The following is a 15,389-nucleotide window of genomic DNA, read 5'->3' as shown; positions in this document are numbered from 1 at the left end:
GGCGGCCACGTATGCCACGTACGTGCGCGCGGGACCACGTACGTGGGCGTAGGTGGCCGCCCGGCTGGATTTGCCGCACAGGCGCTTCCACAATGATCGCGCCACGCCGACGCATGTCGCTGCGCGGGGCAAGGAAGCGCCACGGAAGGAGATTTAGTGAAAAGCCGATTTCAGATCCTCACCAAGGTGTTGCTGCTGGCCGCGAGCCTGAGCTTCGTCGTTGGGGCGAATGGCCAGGGCGCCCCGGCCAAGGCTTCCACGTCCCAAGGCAAGTCGGCCAAGCCGGCGCCCGAGCTGGAAGCCAAGGTGATGGACCTGTTGCGTGCGATGAGCAACGCCCTCACCGCACCGTCGTCGATGGCGTTCACTGCCGTTGCAACCTATGAAAGCCCCTCCAGCATCGGCCCGCCGCTGGCCTTCACGACGAGCTCCGAAGTCCTGGTGCAGCGGCCGAACAAGCTGCGGGTGATCACGGGCGGCGAGGGCAAGACGTCGGAGTACTACTACGACGGCAAGACCTTCACCGCCTTCGCGCCCTCCGAGAATCTGGTCGCCGTGGCGCCCGCGCCGCCCACCATCGATGCCATGCTCGAGGCGGCATTCAAGGATGCCGCGATCTACTTTCCCTTCGCCGATGTGTTGGGCGCAGATCCTTTTAAGAACCTCACCGAAGGCCTGACCAAGGCCTTCTACGTCGGCCCCTCCACGGCGGTCGGCGGCACCGCGACCGATGTGGTGGCAGTGGCCAGCGACGAACTGTTCATGCAGATTTGGATCGGCGCCGACGACAAGCTGCCGCGCAGGTTGCGTGCCACCTACCGCGGCGACCCGCTGCTGCTGCGCCACCAGGTGGATCTCTCGAACTGGAAGCTCGACCCGGTCGTGGCGGCGGAGGCCTTCGCCTCGGTCAACGCGGCCAACGCGAGGAAGATTCCGTTCGCCGCGCCGCAGCCACCCGCGGCGGYCGCCAAGGCAAGGACCGGCAAGGCGGGCAAGGCGCCATGAAGGACGCGGAAGGACGCTCGAGATGAAACCGATGACAACCATCCTTCCCTGGCTCGCCGCGGCACTGCTGGCCACGGGATTCCACACCTCCGCCTCGGCCTGGGCGCGGGCGAACGCCTGGGGCGGCCGCACGATGGGCGGATTCGGCGGATTCACCCACGACAACGCGTTCGGCGGCAGCACCTCGCACAGCTGGTACGGCGGAACCACCCACACCAACCGCTATGGGGGAACCACCACCGGCGCCTACGGCATGGGGGCCGTGCACACCACGGCCGGCGGCTTCACCACCTATCGACCACCGGCCTACGGTTATGGAGGCTATGCGCCGTACTACCGGCCGGTGGGCGTGCCGTACTACCACCCGGGCTGCTATTACGACTGCGGCGCTGCGGTCGCTGCGGGTGCCGCCGTCGGGCTGGCGGCGGGCGCGGTGGCCGGCGCTGCGTTGGCGCGGGCCAGCACGCTGCCGGCCTACCCCTTGGGCGCCAACTTCTCCACGCTGCCGACAGGCGCGGTCTATGTGGATCGCGCAGGCGTCACCTACTACCAGGTCGGCAACTCCTGGTTCAGGCCCTCGTTCGGCGCCAACGGCGTGTACTACAGCGTGGTCCCGGCGCCCTGAATTCGAACCATCGATCGGTCAACACCATGCGCAAATCGACGTACTCGCGCTCCCTGAAGAATGCCGGCGGGCTGGCCGCGGCGCTGACCTGTCTCTCGGCCGCCGGGCAGACGGTCCTGCCGGCCGATGCATGGCAGTTCGAGTTCATTCCGTACCTCTGGGCGGCCGGGGTTTCGTCGGATCTTCGCTTCGGCCTGACGCCCCGGAGCACCACGCACGTGAGTTCCTCGAGCGTGCTGGGCGCACTCGATTTCGGCGCGATGGGTACGCTCGAGGCCCGCAAGGGCCCCTGGGGTGGGCTGCTCGACATGCAATACGTGAAGCTCGGCGTCTCCCGGCAGCCGACCTTCGGCGCCCCCTTGGGTCTGGACGTCGACTACGAGCAGCAGATCTACACCCTGGCCGGCCTCTATCGGGTGTTCGACAGTTCCGTCGCAGTCGATGTCCTGGCGGGCGGGCGCTACGTGAACGCCAAGACCGATTTGAATATTGCCCCGAACCTGCCCGGCCCGGGGCTCCACGATTCGATCAGCTTCTGGAACGGCATCATCGGCGCGCGCGTGATCGCGCCGATCAACGACAAGTGGTCGCTGCTTGGCTACCTCGACACGGGCTGGGGAAGTTCGACGTCGAGTTGGGAAGCCATCGCGGGAGCCAGCTACCAGTACTCACCCACCGTCTCGTTCAAGTTCGGCTACCGCTACCTGAACTTCAAGAGCGACGATGGGCTCCTCAGCAAGGTGGCGCTCGGCGGCCTGTTCGCGGGCGCCGGCTTCAAGTTCTGACCGAACCGGCGATGGACACGAAAGACAGTTCCCCAACGCCTCCGACGGTGAAGCCGGAAACGGGCACGCCGCCGGCGAAGACATCCGGCGAGCTGGCGCAGTTCAACACCGAACTGGCCGTCGAACGGACCATCATGGCCGCGGACCGATCGCTCATGGCATGGGTGAGGACGGCGCTGTCCATGATCAGCTTCGGCTTCACCATCTACAAGGTCATCGAGGGGCTCCAGCACGAAGCTGTCCACACCATCAAGGCCGAGATGCCACGCGACATGGGCCTGTTCCTCACCGGCCTGGGCACCGTGGCCATGGTGATGGGAACGATCGAGTACTGGCTGCGGCTCAAGCACCTGCGCGAGAACAGCCGGCTTCGCATCATGCAGCCTTCCTTGGTCATGGCGCTGGTCATGTCCGTGGCGGGACTGTTCATCTTTGCCGGCATCGCCTTCAGGCTGCTTTGAGGTGAATCGACCATGTGGGACGTGATGCTGGATGTCTGGATGCGTATCTGGGACGACATCACGAGCGGCCGGCATGCGCCGCTGGCTTTCCGCTTCGTTCTCCAGCCGGCTGTTGCGGCCTTCTTCGCCTTCAGGGCCGGAAGACAGGACGCGCGGGACGGGCGACCGCTCTACATGTGGGCGCTCATGCGCGACCGGGTGCAACGCAAGGCCCTGCTGCGCGAAGGTTGGCATCACATCGGGAAGGTCTTCATCGTGGCCATCGTCATGGACGCCGTCTACCAGTTCATCTCGGTGCGCTGGGTCTATCCGGGCGAGGCCGTGATGGTCGCGGTGGTCCTGGCGGTCCTGCCTTATCTGGTATTTCGCAGCCTGGTGAATCTCATCCTGCGCCGGCGGCCGCATCTCTGACGCACATTCCCAGGAGCAATTTTTTTCGAGGTGACCTGGCGCCTCTCCAACGTTGAGGAAGAAGCATGACGACGAAAAAGCCCAACATCCTGATTCTCTGGGGCGATGACGTGGGTTGGTGGAACATCAGCTACAACAGCCGGGGTCAGATGGGCTACCGTACGCCGAACATCGACCGCGTCGCCAACGAGGGGGTTGCGTTCACCGACTACTACGCGCAGCAAAGCTGCACGGCGGGCCGGGCCGCGTTCATCACCGGCCAGAACCCCATCAGGACCGGGCTGACGAAGGTCGGCATGCCCGGGGCGTCGGTCGGGCTGCACGCGGAAGACCCGACCATCGCCGAGATGCTGAAGCCGCACGGCTACACCTGCGGCCAGTTCGGCAAGAACCACCTCGGCGACAAGGACGAGTACCTGCCCACGATGCATGGTTTCGACGAGTTCTTCGGCAATCTCTACCACCTCAACGCCGAAGAAGAGCCCGAGGATCCGGACTATCCGAAGGATCCCGCGTTCAAGAAGCGCTTCGGCCCGCGCGGCGTGCTGCATTGCCTGGCCGACGGCAAGGGCGGACAGACGATCGAGAACACCGGCGCGCTGACGAAGAAGCGCATGGAAACCATCGACGACGAAACGACCGGGAAGGCGCTCAACTTCATCGACAAGTGCCACGCCGACGGCAAGCCTTTCTTCCTCTGGTACAACACCACGGCGATGCATTTCAGGACGCATTGCGCGGAAAAGCACAAGGGAAAGAGCGGCGGGCAGGGCGACTACAACGACGTGATGGTCGCGCACGACGAGCACATCGGGCAGATGCTCGACAAGCTCGACGAACTGGGCATCACTGAAGACACGATCGTGATGTACTCCACCGACAACGGCCCGCACTACAACAGCTGGCCCGACGCGGGCATCACGCCCTACAGGGCCGAGAAGAACACCAACTGGGAAGGCGGCTGGCGCGTGCCGTGCTTCGTGCGCTGGCCCGGAAAATTCAAGGCCGGCACGGTCATCAACGGCATCGTGTCGCACCAGGACTGGCTGCCGACGCTTCTGGCTGCGGTCGGCGAAGACGATGTCAAGGAGAAGCTGCTCGAAGGCTGCAAGGTCGGCGAGAAGAGCTTCAAGGTGCACATCGACGGCTACAACATGCTGCCGTACCTGAGCGGCCAGGTGCAGGAGAGCCCGAGGCAGTCGTTCTTCTACATCAGCGATGACGGGGACATCATGGCGATCCGCATGCACGACTGGAAGGTCGTGCTGATGGAGCAGCGCGCCAAGACGCTGCAGTGCTGGTTCGAGCCCTTCGTCAAGTACCGGGCCCCCAAGATGTTCCACCTGCGCCGCGATCCGTTCGAGCGGGCCGACGAGAACTCGAACACCTACTGGGACTGGGTCATTTCGCACGCCTACATCGTCTACGCGATGCAGGGCGCGGTCGCGCAGCAGATGGAAGCGTTCGAGAAGTTTCCACCGCGCCAGAAGCCGGCCGCGTTCAACCTGGACGAACTCATGCGGAAATTGCAGGAATCCTCCAGCGCCGCGCATTGAGGGACGCCCGGCCAAAGACCTTTCTGCGGGTAGTCTGATGCGGGCCGCGGGTACCTGGAACGCCCGGACGCGCAGACTATCCTCCTTCATCATGGACGTGCGTGAAAGTTTCATCCAGGCGGTGGGCCATACACCGCTCATCAGGTTGCGCAAGGCCTCCGAGCTGACCGGCTGCGCGATTCTCGGCAAGGCCGAGTTCATGAATCCCGGCGGATCGGTCAAGGATCGCGCAGCGCTCTATATCGTGCTTGATGCCGAAGCGCGCGGCGACCTGCAGCCGGGAGGCGTGATCGTCGAGGGCACGGCCGGCAATACCGGCATCGGCCTTGCGCTGGTGGGCAACGCCCGCGGGTACCGCACGGTGATCGTGATCCCACTGACACAGAGTCAGGAGAAGAAGGACGCGCTTCGCCTGTACGGAGCCGAGCTGCGCGAGGTGCCCGCGGTGCCCTACAGCGATCCGAACAACTACGTGCACGTGGCCGAACGCCTCGCGGCAGAGCTCGCGCACAGCGAGCCCCATGGCGTGCTCTATGCGAACCAGTGGGACAACCTGTCCAACCGGGATGGCCACTTCCGCTCGACCGGCCCTGAGATCTGGCAGCAGACGGACGGCCGGATCGACGGCTTCATCTGCTCGATCGGCACAGGCGGCACGCTGGCCGGCGTCGGCCAGTACCTGAAGGAACGCAAGCCGGGTGTCGTGATCGCCGCCGCCGATCCGATGGGCGCCGCGATGTACAACTACATCAAGCACGGCGAATTGCGCAGCAGCGGCAGCTCGATCACCGAAGGCATCGGCCAGAGCCGCATCACGGGCAACCTGGAAGGCGCCCCGATGGACGACGCCTATCAGATCGAAGACCAGGAGGCGTTGCCGGTGCTGTTCGACCTGCTGCGAGAGGAAGGCCTGTGCCTGGGTGGTTCCAGCGGCATCAACGTGGCCGGCGCCATCCGCCTGGCGCGTAAGCTCGGGCCGGGCCACACGATCGTGACGATCCTGGCCGACGCCGGCACACGCTACCAGTCGAAGCTGTACAACCCGGCCTTCCTGCGCGAGAAGAATCTTCCGGTTCCGGCGTGGCTTGCGTGAACTGTTAGCCAAATCGCAGGCCTGATCGCCAGTGTTGCGATCGGGAACATTGATGGAGTGACCGATGTCCAACCCAAGTTGGCTATCGGGAGCCGACCATGGCGAGAAGCGTGTTGCGCGTATACGAGGGCTATCGATTCCTCTGCTCGGCAGAGCGTCTGGACCGTGCCTTGTACCGGCCGGTCCTCGTGCGTCGGCTTGCCTGGCCAAGCGAAGGGCGAGTGTCTTTGCTGAGCGACGCCGACACTTGTCGAACCGAGGCGGAAGCCATCCGGCACGCTGAAGCGCAGGCCATGAAGTGGGTTCACGCTCGTACGGCCCATGCGGCAGTGCTGATTTGAAGCGGGCGAGGGTCATCGGTTCAGGCCTCCTCGAGGACGCGACATGCGATGGCCCTTCCGCGGCTCGTCCCTACTTGCAACGTTGTCTGCGAAGGTCTACGGTAGGCCGAACGTCTGGAGGTACCGCCTATGCCACGCGCTCGCAAGAACTCCCAACTTTCAGAGGACCCGAAGCTGGCTGCAGAGGACCCCTCGGCCCTGATTCCGCCGAGGGAACATCGCAATAGAGACATCGACACCGTGATGGCGACCGGAGGATCCGCGTCGGAAGAACACGTCGGCGAGCAGACGAACTCGAAGGAAGGGATGAGGCATTCATCCCAAACGGGAAGAACCTGACGAGGGCATTCGACGAGTCTCATGGTCAGGAGGGGCGCGCCCTCGGCGTCGACAGGCGGGTGGGGCGGTCCTTGATGCGTCGGTCCTCTTCGTTGGAGGAAACACATGTCCGACACCAGCTTTGAACACCACGGCCACCAAGTCACGATCAACGTCTGGCCAACCGGCGCGCGCTGGAGTTGGTCGTACCAGATCGACGACCGGAAGACTGTTGACATTGCCGAGTCCGGTGCACGCTCGGAGGAAGAGGCGCTGATCGAGGCGAGGCACGAAGCCATCGCGGCGATCAAGGAGCTGGATGCCGGGCCGTAGGCTCGCGAAAGGAATGGAGAGCACCTTCATGCTGCGTGCTCCGATGGAAGGAGGTGGAAATGGCGCCCGAAGGCATGCACTACATACTGCTGGGCTATCTGAGGCAAAAGGGAGCCGTGCAGTTTGTGATCGACGCTTGGGAGAGCGCGTGGTATCAGGCACAGAGATTTCCTGATGAACCGCTGCCTTGCCCTGAGTGCTTCCTTGACGGCAGCCTTCAGCGCCTGGAACTGCTCCCCAGCGTAGGCCCCCTGGTCGTAGCGCGTTGCGTGGCCTGCCGCATCAAATTTGAGTTTTCCGGGCCCTGACGTCACGCGTGCGACGGCCTTGTGGCCGCCGCGCGCGACTAGAAATCGACCAAGCTCAGCTCAATGAGCACGCTGGAACTCAACACCACGTTCTCATAGGTGTTACGCCTCACGCTCAAGGAGGCGGGCTCACGGCAGTGGCTGATCCAGCTAGCCCTTCTTCACCACCACCGAAGTGGCGATCGCCTGCGTGATGGTCATCTTCATCTGGTCGCCGACCTTGACGCCACTGAGCATGGCCGGGTCCTTCAGCTTCACTTCGGTGAAGTGACCGAACGGACCCCGAACCATCACGGTGCCCTTGGCCTGATCGATCGCCCAGATGTTCGACACCAGCGTCGTCTGCTTCATCGCCGCCCCGCCGGGGAGCTGTCCGACCTGGGCGCGGTCGACGGCCGTCGTCGTCGTCGCCATGCGGATCCCGTTGCCCGTCTGGAAGTCGAGCGCCACCGACTGGATGTAGGTGGCATCGACCATGTCGCCGGCCTTGACCTGGGCCAGGTTCCGGACCCTCGGGTCGACCATCACCGCGAATTCATTCCCCTCCGGTCCCTTGAGGGTCACGATGCGGTTCTTCTGGTCGATCGCGGTCACCTGCGCGGAGATCGAGACCTCTTTCATCATGTCCCGGACATCCAGCACCTTGGGTGCGGCTGAAGGCGTGCCCGACTGCGCCATGGCCGGCGGGGTGAAAGCCAGGGCCGAAGCCAACGCGAGAAGGGGGTAGTAGGCTGCTTTCATTTCACGTTTTCCTTTCACTTTCAGGAAGATCAGGTAGGCGGAACGCGTTCGCCACGCGGGACATCGACAAGCCGGGCATCCCTCGCAGTAATCCCTTGCACTCCGACCGCCGATTCTCACCGCTGCTGGGCCGCGCGCCATCCCGACGGCCACGCATGAACACGTACGTGGAGGTAGGTGGCCGCCGGGGTTGAATTGCCCTGCGGAGGTTCCCGGAATGATTTCGTCAGACCCTCGCGCATGGCATGGGCCGGCATGAGATCTTCGTGGCAATGAGGCATCGATCAATCCCCACCGAGGAGCCCGGAATGTGCACGGCCGCAGGACAAGGTCAAGAAGGTCGGGGGTGACGAAGTGAATTCGCCCCTGAACGACAACATCGGCTCGGGCAAGGCGGCGGAAGCCGGCCAGTCGCGCGCCAACGCCCGCGAAGCCGCCAACCCGGGCAAGGCGCCAGGCCAGTACCAGGCCCCGCCCAACACGCCCGGCATGCCGCCCGCCAAGTAGGGCCGGGGGTTTTCAGGTCCCGATCGTCTCGGTCCCGGCGCGGGTCGCATGCCCAGCGGCGGGCGCCCCGGCCGCCAGGCTGGCGTCTGCGCGCCCCACGAAGAACTTCAGCGCCAGCCGCTGCACGAGCGTGCCGTAGGGCGGGTAGAAGAGATCGATGGGGAACAGTCGCTGGCGCTTGAACACGGTCTTTGCGTGGGAGAGTTCGCGAAAGCCCTCCACGCCGTGGTAGGTGCCCATGCCCGAGTTGCCGATGCCGCCGAAGGGCGCGTCGTGGTTGACCACCTGCCAGCCCCAGTCGTTGATCGCGACGCCACCCGAATGCGTTCGGCGCAGCAGCGCGTCGCGCTCGGCTCGGTCATGGCTGAAGCAGTAGAGCGCCAGTGGACGGGGCCGGGCGTTGATGAAGGCGATGGCTTCGTCCATCGTGTCGTAGGGCACGACCGGCAGGATCGGGCCGAACAGTTCCTCCGACATCACGCGCATGTCGGGCGAGAGGCCGGTGATGATCTGAAGCGGCATCTGGCGGCCGTCCCCGGTGGGCATCGGCGCGCAGCTCACGACGGACGCCCCCTTGGCGCGGGCATCGGCCAGCAGGCCGCTCAGGCGCTGGTACTGCCGCTCGTTGACGATGGCCGTGTAGTCGGCGTTGCCCACCGTCGTGTGGTCGTAGAACTGATCGAAGGTGCGTCGCACGGCGGCCACGAAAGCGTCGACATGCTCGCGCGGCACCAGCGCATAGTCGGGCGAGACGCAGATCTGGCCGCAGTTGGTCGACTTCCCGTGCGTGATGCGCTTGGCGGCGTCGGCGACCGGGTAGTTGCGGGTGACGAGCGCCGGCGACTTGCCCCCCAGCTCGAGCGTGACCGGCGTGAGGTTGTCCGCGGCCGTGCGCATCACGACGCGGCCGATGGCCGGCGATCCGGTGAAGACGATATGGTTGAACGGCAGCGACGTGAAGGCATTGGGGTCGACCAGTTCCTCGCCGACCACGGCCACCAGGTCCTCGGGGAACACTTCGCCGAGCATCCGCTTGAGCACCGCGTTGGTGGCCGGCGTGACCTCGGGCATCTTCACCATCACCCGGTTGCCGGCGGCCAGCGCGGCCACCATCGGCCCCAGCGCCAGGTAGACCGGGAAGTTCCAGGGCACGATCACGCCGACCACGCCCTTGGGCTGATAGACGACCTTGAGGCCGTTGCTGAGGAACAGCAGTTCCGTCGAGCGGCGGCTCGGCTTCATCCAGCGGCGCACATGCGAGATCGCATGGTTGAGTTCGAGCATCGAACCCAGCAGGTCGAGCATCTTCGATTCCGCTTCGGCGCGATAGCCGAAATCGCGGCTCATGGCCTCCGCGAGAAGATCCTGGTAGCGCGAAACCTGCTTCTTGAGCGAGCGCAGGTGCGCACGCCGCTGGTCCGCCTCCGGGAAGGGCGCCGCGGCAAAGGCGGCCTGCTGTGCAGCGAAGAGGCGTGCGACGCGTTCGCACGCGGGGTCGACGGCCGCCGCGGGGCGCGACGCGTTCAGGGTATGGCTCATGCGGTCTCCAGGTGATTGGATGGGCGCCCGGGTCGGCGCCGCCTGCATCGACCTCGACTGTAGGCGGGCCGGGCCTCGGCGCCCAGGTTGCGGCTCGCCAGATTCGGGTGAAAATCTGCCAACCCTCCAAGCAGACCCCGTGCCCAGCAAGTCCACTGCCCGCCCGTCCCCGGCCCTCTCGCCCCTGGTGCATCGCCACGGCCGCGGCGACCTCGACACGCCGACCGAGAGCACGCTGGGCCTGCCCGCGCTGGTCGAGACGATGGCGGCGCTGGGCGTCGACGCGGCTGCGGTGCTCGAAGGCACGGGGATCTCGCCGCTGGCCCTCACGGACCACAACGCGCGGTTGTCGCAGCGCCAGAAGGTGGCGCTGTTCGACAACGTGCAGCGCCTGTCGCCGGACCCGGCCATCGGCCTGCTGGCCGGGCAGCGGCAGCGGATTCCGGACTTTGGTGTCTTCGGCTATGTGCTGCTGAGCAGCGCGACCCTGGCCGATGCGGTGGCTTTCGGCATCCGGCACGTCCGGCTCGCGGGACCTGTGCTGGAGAAAGGGTTCCGCGTCGAGGGCGAACTGGCGATCTTCGAAGGGCGGGATGTGCTGGACCTCGGGCACCTGCTGCCGCTGGCGACGGAGTTCTGGTTCAGCTCGATCCTGACCTTGCTGGGGCGGGTGCTCGAGCGACCGTTCCAGCCGCGGTGCATGCTCTTGCCCTATCCGGCACCTGCCTGTGCAGGCCGCTACCCCGAGATTCTGAATTGCCCGGTGAGCTTCGAGGCGAAGGTCATGCAGATGCACTTCGACGCCAGCCTGCTGGGGCTCCCGCTGCCCAACGCCAACCCCCTCACGGCCAGCCTCTCCACCGACTTCTGCGCCCGCATGCTCGAAGCCATCGGCGGCGAGGACACCCTGGTCAAGTCGATCAAGGAAGCCTGCCTCAACCGTGGCGCGGGCGGCATGCCGCGGGCGGACGAGATGGCCAGCCGGCTGCACGTGTCGACGCGCACGCTGCATCGCCGCCTGGTCGATGCAGGCACGTGCTACCAGGACATCATCGACGGCATCCGCAAGCGCCTGGCCATCGAACTGCTCGAGCGCACGGAGCTGTCGGTGGACGAGATCGCGGAGCGCAGCGGCTTCGCCGATACGTCCAACTTCCGCAAGGCGTTCCGCAAGTGGACCGGCCAGACCCCGGCGTACTTCCGCGCGCCTCGGGGCTGAAGCGCCGGGGCGCCTACGGACCCGCGCGCGGGTAGGTGCCTGGAGGCAGGCACTTGCTGGAGCCGGTGACCACCAGCTTCGTGAACCCGAAGTCTGACTTGACGGCGTAGTCCTTGCCTTTATGGGCGTCGCCCGGCTGCGTGCGGTGGCGAAACTTCTTGTCGGGACAGCGACTGGACAGGAACTCGTTGCCCGAACGGCCGCCCGCTCGCCACGTGATCGTGGTGTCGCCGCTCACGTACGTGCCCTCGAAATCATCGAAGGCCAGGGCGCTCGAACTCCACCCGCTCGCGAGAACCATCGCGGCAAGCAGCGGCTTCTTCAAACTCAAACGATGTCGTGACATAAGGCGTGCGAGGAGCAGGGCCATTCTATGGCGGGCCTGGCCGTTGTCTCCACCGCCTTCACCACGTACGTGGTTCCAAGTGGCTGCAGGGATGGCGGGCGGCGGCTGCTCATTCGTCCGGCGCATCGAGATTCAATCGCAGCAGATCGGTGATGGAATTCACCTTCAGCTTCTCGATCAACCGGCTGCGATGCTGCTCCACGGTGCGGTGACTGATCGCGAGCTCCTTGGCAATGACCTTGCTCGGCAAGCCCTTGAGCGCCAGCGACATCACCTCGCGTTCGCGATCGGTCAGGGCGGCGATCCGCTTGGCCAGGCCCTGATGCACATCGGCGGCCGGCGCCGCCCGCATGCCGGCATCACGGCGCAAGGCCTCGTCGATCGCGTCCAGCAACTGCTGCTCGCGGTAGGGCTTCTGTACGAAGTCGACGGCCCCGTCCTTGACCGCCTTGACCGCCATCGTGATGTCGCCATGGCCGCTGATGAAGACGATCGGGATTCGCGCGCCGATCGCGACCAGGCGCTGCTGCAGCGCGAGCCCGCTCATGCGCGCCATGCGCACATCGAGCACGAGGCAGCCGGGCCGCGACGGATCGAAGGTCCCGAGGAACTCCAGCGCCGAGCTGTGGACCTCGGTGGCGAGGCCGATCGAGTTCACCAGTTCGCGCACCGAGTCGCGATAGGCCTCGTCGTCATCGATGATGAAGACAGTCGGTTCGTCCATGGCGTGGGCTAGGGGAGCCGCGGAAGGGTGAAGCTGAACACCGCCCCGCCGCCGGGATTGTGCGAGGCCCAGAGCTTGCCGCCATGGGCCTCGATCAGTTTGCGGCAGATCGCCAGGCCCACCCCGAGACCGCTGGACTTGGTCGAATAGAAGGATTCGAAGACGCGCTCCAGGTCGCCTTCGTGGATGCCGACGCCGCGGTCGGAAATATCGACCCGCACCTCGTCGTGTTCGCCGGCCTGGATGGCGATGCTGATCTCCCGGGCACCGGCGGGCGGCGCCAGTTCGATCGCCTCCATCGCATTGCGCAGCAGGTTCAGGACCACCTGCTGCACATGGATTTCGTCGACGACCACCACGGGCAGGGGGCCCGTCGGCGGCAACTCGATGCGGATGTCGCGAAGATCGCAATCCAGCTTCACCATGCCGACGCATTCGCGCACCGCCTGGTCGATGCGGATCGGCTTCGGGTCCAGTTCGTGGCGCTGCACCATGCTGCGCATTCGCGTCACCACATCGCCGGCGCGCGTCGACTGGCCGATCACCTTGTCGAGCAGTTCCGTGACACGGACCATGTCGGGCGATCGCTCGCCCGCGCGGCGTCGCGCGGCGAGCGCGTAATTCTCGATCGCACCCAGCGGCTGTGTGATCTCGTGGGCCAGTGCGACCGACATTTCTCCGGCCGTGTGGACCCGCACCAGGTGCGCCAGTCGTTCGCGCCAGTGCGCCGCCTCGACTTCCGCGGCCAGCCGGCGGCGCTCGGCAGATTCGCGGGCATGCAGGCTGCCGAAGACTTCAGCCAGCAGCTGGACCCCGGGGAGCAGCGCGTCGGGCCAGGCATGTTCACGCCGGACCGTCGCGATCGAGAGGGCGCCCGCCTGTTCCCCCGCGACCGGCACCACGAGCAACGAGCGGATGCCCAGTGCCTGCAAGGTGTCGCGGTCCCGATGCGCCGAGGCAGGGAGCTCGGCGAGACCGGTCAGCCGGACCACCCGGCCGGCAGCCACGCGGCTGCCCAGCCACGGCAGGCAACCCGTTGCGTGCGTGCCCGGCGGTGCCGCGAACCCTACGGCATGCCAATGCCGCGCCGGCTCGTAGCGCCCGTCGCTGTCGATCCCCGGCCAGAGGGCGACCCGCTCGGCACCCACGAATTCGCCGATCTCGCGCAATCCGTGCAACACGGCCTCGCCTTGCTCGTCCGGTCTGGCCAGCACCAGGGAGGCCAGGATGCTGCTGGCCAGCCGCTCGAAGCCGATTGCGAGCTCGAGTTCTTCCTGCGCGCGCTTGCGTGCGAGGGCGCTGCCGAGGATTTCCGCCAGCAGACGCATCCGCTCGAGAAGTTCGTCCGACCATTCGCGCTCGCACCGAACGGAGCCGAAGATGAGGGCACCTTGAAGATGCCCCGCCACCATGATGGGCATCATGACGTGTGATTTCAGGCCGAGCCGGCGCCAGCTCTCCTTGTCGACGCGGGCCTCCGGCGGCAGGTCGTCGAGGCGCGAAAAGGCGACCGGCCTGTTCGCGATCGCCATCGAAAGCGCCCACGGATTCGAATCGCGCACGTCGAGGCAGTGCTGCACCTGCGCGATGCCTTCCCTGGAGAACGAATGCGTGACATGGGCGCTTCCGGTCAGCGTGAACACGCGCGTCAGCGTCGACCGGTCGATGTCGAGGGCCTTCACGATGCGCGCGAGGCTGTCCTCGATGGCGCGGTCGATGTCGTGCAGCGGCACGGCCACGAAGGTGGCCGACAGGTCCGACAGCAGGCGCTCGAAGCGCAGCAGGCCCTGCAGGTCGCGAGGAGGCGGGCGCGAGGCCCATGGAAGGACTGAGGCCGTCATATCGGCGCCCGTGGCGGGAACCCTCCTTGTGTGTCGGCGTGATGATCCCCGTGCCATCCCGGGGCGCCGGAGCCGTCGCGATCGATCACGTCCGAGGCTCCTCGCGGCATTGCGGTGATTTCCGATCGGATCCGGATGCATCGCGACGCATTCGCATCATCGCCACTTCGTTTGCGCACCGTCAACCCGGCTTTCGGGATATGGCGACAGTCGTCGACGGGGAGCGACGCCGGTCATCGGGTTGTCACATTTCCGTGTCAAGACGAGTGCGACGAGCTTGATGTGTGCGGGGTCGCCGCAGGCGCCGGGGACAGACCGGGCCAGTCCGCGCCCAGCGCCTGGCACTCGCGAATCGCCAGATCGGCCGCGGGCGAGAGGGTGCGGCCCTTCAGCCAGATCGCGTGAACATCGGCGAACAGCGTCGTTTCGGCCGCGATCATGCGTACCGGACGCAAGTCGATGCCGAGGACCGTTGCCAGCCCGTGCGGCAGCAAGGCCAGCAGGTCGCCCTCCAGGGCCAGCCTGGCCAGCGTGGGCAGGTCGTCGCATTCGACCGCCAGCGGAAACCTCCCGGGATCCTCGAAGCCGAGGGCCTGCGCGACGATCCACAACAGCTCCGGCTTGGTCGAGACCATGCCGATGCCATGGCGGCGCAGGCTCTCCGGCGTCRCCCTTTTGTCCCGCAGCAAGGGGTGGTCGGGTCGGCAGTACAGCGCCCCGGCGATCTTCATGATCGGCACCATGTCCAGCGGGGCATCGCGAACGAGCAGACGCGGATCGGCGACGAAGAAGTCGATCGACTCGGCCAGGAGCAGGGCGAGCAGGCTGTCGACGTTGCCGCTGCGCACGCGCGCAATCACCTGCGGGGCCTTGCGGCGCAAATCGGCCAGCAGCCTCGGCACCAGGATGGCGGCGGGTATGGGCCCCATGCCGATGCAGAGTTCGCCCAGTTCGCCCTGGCGCAGCAACTGGGCGTCGCGTTCCAGGCATCGACTGTCGAAGACCAGGCGTCGCGCGCGCTCGACCAGGGTTCGGCCGGCCGGCGTCAGCGTCGCGCCCTGGGGACCCCGTTCGAACAGCCGCAGGCCGAAGTGTTCTTCCAGCGACTGGATGCTGCGGCTGAAGGCCGCCTGGCTGAGATGAACCTTGTCGGCCGCCGCGACGAAGCGCCCCTCTTCGGCGAGCGCGATCAGATGACTGAGTTGTCGCAGGTTCACTATGCACTCCACGCAATGA

Annotated in this window: 17 protein-coding genes; 11 read left to right on the top strand and 6 right to left on the bottom strand. The window is 66.0% G+C overall.

Annotated elements, in window-relative coordinates; genetic code table 11:
* Positions 1-156: 156 nt before the first annotated feature.
* From AC1D2O_RS03555 to AC1D2O_RS03515, 9 genes are all read left to right on the top strand, one after another.
* Positions 157-1,005 carry a DUF2092 domain-containing protein gene (locus AC1D2O_RS03555; RefSeq protein ID WP_478156188.1) on the top strand — a complete coding sequence of 283 codons (849 nt, stop codon included), beginning with the start codon at positions 157-159 and terminating at the stop codon, positions 1,003-1,005.
* 31 nt (positions 1,006-1,036) lie between these two features.
* Positions 1,037-1,630: a hypothetical protein gene (locus AC1D2O_RS03550; protein ID WP_478091745.1), complete on the top strand. Its 594-nt coding sequence runs from the start codon at positions 1,037-1,039 to the stop codon at positions 1,628-1,630.
* A gap of 26 nt (positions 1,631-1,656) precedes the next feature.
* Positions 1,657-2,415, top strand: a complete 759-nt coding sequence (locus AC1D2O_RS03545; protein WP_478091743.1) for a YfaZ family protein — start codon at positions 1,657-1,659, stop codon at positions 2,413-2,415.
* Positions 2,416-2,462: 47 nt separating this feature from the next.
* The gene (locus tag AC1D2O_RS03540; protein ID WP_478156187.1) at positions 2,463-2,876 is read left to right on the top strand and encodes a YidH family protein; all 414 of its coding nucleotides are present in this window, start codon (positions 2,463-2,465) and stop codon (positions 2,874-2,876) included.
* A gap of 12 nt (positions 2,877-2,888) precedes the next feature.
* On the top strand, positions 2,889-3,287 hold the full coding sequence (locus tag AC1D2O_RS03535; protein ID WP_478091738.1) for a hypothetical protein: 399 nt from the start codon (positions 2,889-2,891) through the stop codon (positions 3,285-3,287).
* A 65-nt stretch (positions 3,288-3,352) separates the two neighbouring features.
* Positions 3,353-4,843 carry an arylsulfatase gene (locus AC1D2O_RS03530; RefSeq protein ID WP_478156185.1) on the top strand — a complete coding sequence of 497 codons (1,491 nt, stop codon included), beginning with the start codon at positions 3,353-3,355 and terminating at the stop codon, positions 4,841-4,843.
* A gap of 91 nt (positions 4,844-4,934) precedes the next feature.
* Positions 4,935-5,936, top strand: a complete 1,002-nt coding sequence (locus AC1D2O_RS03525) for a cysteine synthase A (RefSeq protein WP_478156259.1) — start codon at positions 4,935-4,937, stop codon at positions 5,934-5,936.
* A 785-nt stretch (positions 5,937-6,721) separates the two neighbouring features.
* A complete protein-coding gene (locus AC1D2O_RS03520) occupies positions 6,722-6,928 on the top strand; it encodes a hypothetical protein (protein WP_478093228.1) in 207 nt (68 codons plus the stop codon).
* A 59-nt stretch (positions 6,929-6,987) separates the two neighbouring features.
* Positions 6,988-7,236 (top strand): hypothetical protein, encoded by a 249-nt coding sequence (locus AC1D2O_RS03515; RefSeq protein WP_478093226.1) that lies wholly within the window; start codon positions 6,988-6,990, stop codon positions 7,234-7,236.
* A gap of 150 nt (positions 7,237-7,386) precedes the next feature.
* On the opposite strand, the gene AC1D2O_RS03510 is transcribed toward AC1D2O_RS03515, so the two are convergent.
* A complete protein-coding gene (locus tag AC1D2O_RS03510; RefSeq protein WP_478156183.1) occupies positions 7,387-7,977 on the bottom strand; it encodes a hypothetical protein in 591 nt (196 codons plus the stop codon).
* A gap of 354 nt (positions 7,978-8,331) precedes the next feature.
* Between AC1D2O_RS03510 and AC1D2O_RS03505 the strand changes: the two genes are divergently transcribed.
* Complete coding sequence (locus AC1D2O_RS03505; RefSeq protein WP_478093222.1) at positions 8,332-8,484, top strand: hypothetical protein; 153 nt, start codon at positions 8,332-8,334, stop codon at positions 8,482-8,484.
* Between the two features lie 12 nt (positions 8,485-8,496).
* Here AC1D2O_RS03505 and AC1D2O_RS03500 read toward each other — a convergent pair whose 3' ends face one another.
* Positions 8,497-10,023 carry a coniferyl aldehyde dehydrogenase gene (locus tag AC1D2O_RS03500; protein WP_478093232.1) on the bottom strand — a complete coding sequence of 509 codons (1,527 nt, stop codon included), beginning with the start codon at positions 10,021-10,023 and terminating at the stop codon, positions 8,497-8,499.
* Positions 10,024-10,162: 139 nt separating this feature from the next.
* Between AC1D2O_RS03500 and AC1D2O_RS03495 the strand changes: the two genes are divergently transcribed.
* Positions 10,163-11,242 (top strand): AraC family transcriptional regulator, encoded by a 1,080-nt coding sequence (locus AC1D2O_RS03495; protein ID WP_478090473.1) that lies wholly within the window; start codon positions 10,163-10,165, stop codon positions 11,240-11,242.
* Between the two features lie 13 nt (positions 11,243-11,255).
* On the opposite strand, the gene AC1D2O_RS03490 is transcribed toward AC1D2O_RS03495, so the two are convergent.
* The 4 genes from AC1D2O_RS03490 to AC1D2O_RS03475 all read right to left on the bottom strand — a co-directional run bounded on the left by AC1D2O_RS03490 (position 11,256) and on the right by AC1D2O_RS03475 (position 15,370).
* Positions 11,256-11,612, bottom strand: coding sequence for a hypothetical protein (locus AC1D2O_RS03490; RefSeq protein WP_478090472.1), 357 nt, complete (start codon positions 11,610-11,612; stop codon positions 11,256-11,258).
* Between the two features lie 85 nt (positions 11,613-11,697).
* Positions 11,698-12,312 (bottom strand): response regulator transcription factor, encoded by a 615-nt coding sequence (locus AC1D2O_RS03485; RefSeq protein ID WP_478090471.1) that lies wholly within the window; start codon positions 12,310-12,312, stop codon positions 11,698-11,700.
* Between the two features lie 8 nt (positions 12,313-12,320).
* Positions 12,321-14,153, bottom strand: coding sequence for an ATP-binding protein (locus AC1D2O_RS03480; RefSeq protein ID WP_478090470.1), 1,833 nt, complete (start codon positions 14,151-14,153; stop codon positions 12,321-12,323).
* Positions 14,154-14,410: 257 nt separating this feature from the next.
* Positions 14,411-15,370 (bottom strand): LysR family transcriptional regulator, encoded by a 960-nt coding sequence (locus tag AC1D2O_RS03475; protein WP_478156181.1) that lies wholly within the window; start codon positions 15,368-15,370, stop codon positions 14,411-14,413.
* Positions 15,371-15,389: the final 19 nt, after the last annotated feature.

Source organism: Variovorax sp. P1_G12 (assembly GCF_056405555.1).
This window is presented reverse-complemented; position numbering and strand designations above follow the sequence as displayed.